General features: G+C 71.0%; 5 protein-coding genes. 3 read left to right on the top strand and 2 right to left on the bottom strand.

What is annotated here, in order from left to right; genetic code table 11:
* From ACFXGJ_RS22655 to ACFXGJ_RS22645, 3 genes are all read left to right on the top strand, one after another.
* The coding region (locus ACFXGJ_RS22655) for an Ig-like domain repeat protein (RefSeq protein WP_378625151.1) at positions 1-1,487 on the top strand (1,487 nt) is incomplete at its 5' end.
* Positions 1,488-1,636: 149 nt separating this feature from the next.
* Positions 1,637-2,983, top strand: a complete 1,347-nt coding sequence (locus ACFXGJ_RS22650; protein ID WP_378625149.1) for an MFS transporter — start codon at positions 1,637-1,639, stop codon at positions 2,981-2,983.
* 1 nt (position 2,984) lies between these two features.
* A complete protein-coding gene (locus ACFXGJ_RS22645) occupies positions 2,985-4,451 on the top strand; it encodes a pyridoxal phosphate-dependent decarboxylase family protein (RefSeq protein ID WP_378625147.1) in 1,467 nt (488 codons plus the stop codon).
* Between the two features lie 16 nt (positions 4,452-4,467).
* Here the strand turns inward: ACFXGJ_RS22645 and ACFXGJ_RS22640 are convergent, their stop codons facing one another.
* Together ACFXGJ_RS22640 and ACFXGJ_RS22635 are read right to left on the bottom strand one after the other, a co-directional pair.
* Entirely contained in the window at positions 4,468-4,992 is a 525-nt protein-coding gene (locus ACFXGJ_RS22640) for a GyrI-like domain-containing protein (RefSeq protein WP_378625145.1), read from the bottom strand.
* A gap of 208 nt (positions 4,993-5,200) precedes the next feature.
* Positions 5,201-5,692 (bottom strand): Fur family transcriptional regulator, encoded by a 492-nt coding sequence (locus ACFXGJ_RS22635; protein WP_378625143.1) that lies wholly within the window; start codon positions 5,690-5,692, stop codon positions 5,201-5,203.
* Positions 5,693-5,729 lie beyond the last annotated feature (37 nt).

The following is a 5,729-nucleotide window of genomic DNA, read 5'->3' as shown; positions in this document are numbered from 1 at the left end:
ACGTCCCGGCCACCGCCAAGACCGGCACCGCCGTCGACCTCACCGCCACCGTCGCCCCCGCGGGCGCCACCGGCACCGTCCAGTTCAAGGACGGCACCAACAACATCGGCAACGCCGTCCCCGTGAACAACGGCACCGCCACCCTCAACCACACCTTCACCACCACCGGTGCGCACGCCATCACCGCCGTCTACAGCGGCGACGCCGGCAACAAGCCGTCCACCTCCGCCGCGGCCAACGTCGACGTCACCACCGACCCGGTGATCGTCGACACCACCACCACCCTCAACGTCCCGGCCACCGCCAAGACCGGCACCGCCGTCGACCTCACCGCCACCGTCGCCCCCGCGGGCGCCACCGGCACCGTCCAGTTCAAGGACGGCAATGACAACATCGGCAACGCCGTCCCGGTCAACAACGGCACCGCCAGCATCAACCACACCTTCACCGCCAACGGTGCGCACGCCATCACCGCCGTCTACAGCGGCGACGCCGGCAACAAGCCGTCCACCTCCGCCGCGGCCAACGTCGAGGTGTCGACCGACCCGGTCGTGGTGGACACCACCACCACGCTCAACGTCCCGGCCACCGCCAAGACCGGCGCCGACGTCACCCTGAGCGCGACCGTGGCACCCGCCGGGGCCACCGGCACCGTCCAGTTCAAGGACGGCAATGACAACATCGGTGCGGCCGCACCGGTGAACAACGGCACCGCCAGCATCACGCACGCCTTCACCACCACCGGCGCGCACGCCATCACCGCCGTCTACAGCGGCGACGCCACCAACCACCCGTCCACCTCGGCTCCGTCCAATGTCGACGTGACCGTCAACGTCGTCGACACCACGACCACGCTGAACGTGCCGGGCGAGGCAACCACCGGTGAGTCGGTGGACCTCTGGGCGCTCGTCACCGGCCCGGACAACGCCCCCGCGGCGGGCGGCACCGTCCAGTTCAAGGACGGCAGCACCAACATCGGCGGGCCGATCGCGCTCGACAACAACGGCGGCGCGAAGCTGGCGCACACCTTCACCACCGCCGGGGGCCACTCCATCTCCGCGGTTTACACCGGCACGGACGGCTTCAACGGCTCGACCGGCCAGGCCAAGACCGTCACCGTCAAGGACCCGGCCCCGGTCGAGGTCAACACGGTGACCACCCTGAACGCGCCTGCAACGGCCACCAAGGGTGACCCGGTCAACCTGACGGCCACGGTCAAGACCGAGAGCGGCGATCCGGTCACCACCGGCACTGTCCGTTTCATGGACGGCACCACCCCCATCGGTGAGGCCGTGAACGTGGTCAACGGGCAGGCCGTTCTGCCGCACGCGTTCGGCCAGACCGGCGCCCGGCAGATCACCGCGGTGTACACCGGCGCCACCGGATTCAAGGAGTCCACGTCGGCGGCCTCGACCGTCACCGTGTCCGCACCGGGTAACGGCGGAGGATCGCTCGACTTCGGTTCGCTCGGCAAGCTCTTCGGCTAGCACTCGGTAGCTGACGGACGCCCCTCACCGATAGCGGTGGGGGGCGTTCGTCGTCCGCCGGTTCACGTGAATCCGTGTCCCGCCGTCGCACGGAATCTCGCTCGCGCACAACCCTCCCGGAGGTGGGCTCGATGTCCTATGTTGGCCGGATGACCATGGCTCCCCCGCGACTGAGCAGATCGACCGTCGCCGGCTACTCGCTCGGCTCGGTCGGGACCGGCGGCTTCGCCACCCTCCCCGGACTGGTGCTCGCGTACTACCTCACCGACACCCTCGCGGTGCCGGCCGCAGCGGCGAGCGTCGTGGTCTTCGCGCCGAAGGCCCTCGACGTCCTGGTAAACCCCATGATCGGGTCCCGCAGCGACGCCGAGGCCGCCCGGACGGGCACCCGCAGGCGGTTCCTGCTGCTCGGCGCACTCACCCTGCCGATCTTCTTCGCGCTGACGTTCGCGGTGCCCGCAGGCCTCTCGGCGACAGCCGGATGCCTGTGGGTCGGTGCGGCTTTCATCCTGTCCGCGATCGCCTTCAGCCTCTTCCAGGTGCCCTACATCGCGCTGCCCGCCGAACTCACCCAGGACTACCACGAGCGATCCCGGCTGATGTCGTGGCGGGTCGCCCTGCTCGGCGTCGCGATCCTGCTGTTCGGCGCCGGCGGGCCCGCCCTGCGCGAACTCGGCGGCGGCGGCCGTCCCGGATACCTCGCGATGGGCGTGGTCGCCGGCCTGCTGCTCGGACTCGGCATGCTGGCCTCCTGGTCGATCGCGCCCCGCGGGCCTGCCGTCTCGACGTCGGATTCCTCTGCCACACACGGTTTCTCCGACGCGCTGGCGGCCGCCCGTTCGAGCGAGCCGTTCCGGATCCTGCTGATCACCTTCGCGCTTCAGGCCCTCGCGACCGGGGCGATGCTCGGCGCGGCGCAGTACGTCGCGACCTACATCCTCGACTCGGAAGGGGCCGTGTCGATCCTGTTCGCGGCGCTGGTGGCACCCGCGGTCGCGGTGATGCCGCTGTGGATCCGCCTGGTGCGTGCCTGGGGCAAGCAGCGCGCGTTCCTGCTCGCATCCGGACTGTTCGTCGCCGCCGACGTCGCCCTGCTCGGCCTGCTCGCCGGCCACGGACCCTGGGTGTACGCGGCCGTCGGGGTAGCCGGAATCGGTTACGCCGGAATGCAGATGCTGCCGATGTCCATGTTGCCCGACGTGATCACCGACCACGAGGAACGCGGCGACGGCGCCGTGCGGGCGGGTGCGTTCAGCGGCGTGTGGACCGCCGCCGAGACTATCGGCATGGCGCTCGGACCGGCCCTGGTCCTGGTGATCCTGGCCGTCACCGGGTTCGTCTCGTCGAGCGGCGACCAGGTGGCCGAGCAGTCGTCGGCCGCCCTGACCGGAATCGTGCTGGCGTTCACCGCCGCCCCCGCGGCGCTGGTCGGCGTGAGCATGCTGATCCTTCGCCGGTACCGACTGGCGGCCGAGGAACGAAACAGAGGACGTTAGAGTGGAATTCGAACGCACCCCCGCCGACATCCTGGCCCAGCTGGACGAGCTACGCGCGGCCGACGCACCGACCGCAGGCGGCCACCTGCTGTCCTACGTGTACGACCCAGGCGTCGCCGAACTGGACGACCTCGCCGCGGCTGCAGCCCGAAAGGCGCAGTCGCTCAACGGACTCGACCCCACCACCTTCCCGTCGGTCGCCTCGCTCGAGCGGGACCTCGTCGGCCTCGCCCGGGCCGTCCTCGCCGACGGAGTCGAGGGGGCGGTCGGCTCCGTCACCAGTGGCGGCACCGAGAGCTGCCTGCTCGCGGTCAAGTCCGCTCGCGACAGCTGGCGAGCCGCCACCGGCAGCGCCGACCGGCCCACGCTGGTGATCGGGTCCACCGCGCACGCCGCGTTCATCAAGGCCGCGCACTACCTGGACCTGCACCTGCGGGTGCTGCCGGTGGACCCGGACACCTGCCGGCTTCGGCCCGACGACGTCGCCGCCGCACTCGACGAAACCGTCGCGCTGGTGGTGGCGTCCACTCCGTCGTATCCGCACGGCGCGCTGGACCCGGTCGACGAGATCGCGGAAGTGTGTGCGGCACAGGGCGTTCCCGTACACGTGGACGGCTGCATCGGCGCCTGGGTGCTGCCGTGGTGGCCGGGCGGGGACGAGCGGGCCGCCTGGGACCTGCGGGTACCGGGCGTCGCGAGCCTGTCGGTGGACCTGCACAAGTACGGCTACGCCCCGAAGGGGGTGTCGGTGCTGTTGTACCGCGATCGCGACCGGCATCGGCGGCAGTGGTTCGCGACCAGCGCCTGGCCGGGATACGCGGTGGTCAACCCGACCATCCTCGGTTCGCGCACCGTGATGCCGATCGCCGCGGGCTGGGCGGTCTCGCAGGCGTTGGGCCGCAGCGGGTTCGAGGAACTGACCGGCCAGATCGCACGCGCGGCCGAGCAGCTCCGCAAGGTCGTGGACGCGACGGAGGGCCTGCGGGTGGTCGGCGATCCGGTCGGTCCCCTGCTCGCGGTGGCCGCCGACCCGGACGTTCCCGCACCGCGACGGGTGGACCCGCACCGCTGGGCGGACGCGGCGAAAGAGCTGGGCTGGGTGCTGCAGCCGCAGCCGGGCCGACGACAGTCCGACGGCACGGAGCTGCCGCGGACCACCCACCTGACCGTCACCCCGGTCACCGAGGCGGTGGTCGGCGAGCTCGGCGACGCACTGGTCAGCGCCGCCGACACCGTGCGCGGCGTGCCTGGTGCGCAGGCACCGGCGGATTTCGTCGCCGCCGCCGGCCAGATCCGCCCCGAGGACCTCACCAGCGAGAATTGCGCCGCCGTGCTCGCGATGGTCGGGCTCGAACCGGGCGGCGGACTCGACGGCCCCGTGGCCGAACTGCTCGCGCTCATCGAGGCCTTGCCCGAACCGGTCGCCGAGCGGCTGCTGGTCGAGTTCCTCGCCCGGTTCATGGAGTAGGCGCCTGCGTCCCGCCTCAGGTGGTCGCGTCGGCGCGGTCGGTCGGGACGATCAGGTCGGTCCGCATGGTTGCCGGATCGGCCTCGGGGGACGGCTGCGTGACGTACACCTCGACCATCGTGCCGTCACGGAGGGTGGCGCCACCGGCCTGGACCGCCGTCATGAGCTTCTCCCATGCCGTCGGGAGTCCGTCGTAGGCACCCAGGTGGGAGAGGGTGGCGGCGGGGCCCGCCGGCAGCTGCGACCCGACCACGACGGCTCCGTCGACGGCGATCGGCGCGGCGATCGCCTGCGCCACGGGGAAGCCGATCTCGAGGTCGAAGGTCGTCGCCGGGTCGCCGCGGTAGATCGCGACGGCGGGACCGGTGGGGGTCAACTCACCCGCGGCGATCGCGGCGCCGAGCGCCTGGAATCCGGTGTCGAACAGACCTGCCAGATCCGCCATGGTGACGGCGCCGTGCCGGAGGACGGCGAGAGGCGTTGCGTCGAGATCGAGCCAGGCGACTGAGGTGTTCGGCTCTGCGGGCAGCGGAAGGGGCATGGTGGACCTCCTGGCCTCGGGGCGTACAGGGCGAAGTCCGCCTCAGTGTAAGGCGAGCGGGCCGCGAACGGATTCCTCCCGCGGCGGCGGCGCCGCGACAGGAGGATGATGGGCGGTAGGCACAACTGCGGGGAGGCACTCATGGACACCGTCGTTCTGTTCCTTCTGGCCTGCGCGGTGTACTGGTGGTCCAACTGGTGACGCGAGCTCAGGTCGGCGAACGATCCTCGCCAACTCCTTGACTTTCCTCTCGTCCTTCGCGCTCGTCCTGCGTGACCCGGCAGGTCGGGCAGAGCCCCCAGAACACGACCTCGGCCTCGTCGACGACGAACCCGTGCGTGTCTGACGGCTGCAGGCACGGGGCCTGGCCGACCACGCAGTCGACGTCGACGACGGTGCTGCACCCCCGGCACACCAGGTGATGGTGGTTGTCCCCGGTCCTGGTCTCGTACCGGGCCGGAGAGCCCGCGGGTTCGATCCGCCGGAGCAGTCCGGCGCTCACGCAGGCCTTGAGCACGTCGTAGACGGCCTGAGTGGACACCGAGCCGAGTTCCGTACGAACCTTGACGGCCACACTGTCGGCATCCGAATGCGGTTGCGCGGCAACCGCATTGAGCACCGAAACACGCGGAGCGGTGACCCGCAGCCCGGCCGCGCGCAGCTGCACGCGGGCGTCGGGGTACTCACTCGCGTCGGGCATGGTCCAAGTATGCGCCCATTCTGGAACAAGTCAAGAA

It is taken from the genome of Rhodococcus sp. NPDC059234 (genome assembly GCF_042754225.1).
In the GTDB taxonomy this organism is placed as follows: Bacteria; Actinomycetota; Actinomycetes; order Mycobacteriales; family Mycobacteriaceae; genus Rhodococcus_G.
This window is presented reverse-complemented; position numbering and strand designations above follow the sequence as displayed.

Excerpts from the sequence above, each read along its gene's own strand:
- ACFXGJ_RS22635 (WP_378625143.1), bottom strand. The coding sequence starts at position 5,692 with ATGCCCGACGCGAGTGAGTACCCCGACGCCCGCGTGCAGCTGCGCGCG.
- ACFXGJ_RS22650 (WP_378625149.1), top strand. The coding sequence starts at position 1,637 with ATGACCATGGCTCCCCCGCGACTGAGCAGATCGACCGTCGCCGGCTAC.
- ACFXGJ_RS22640 (WP_378625145.1), bottom strand. The coding sequence starts at position 4,992 with ATGCCCCTTCCGCTGCCCGCAGAGCCGAACACCTCAGTCGCCTGGCTC.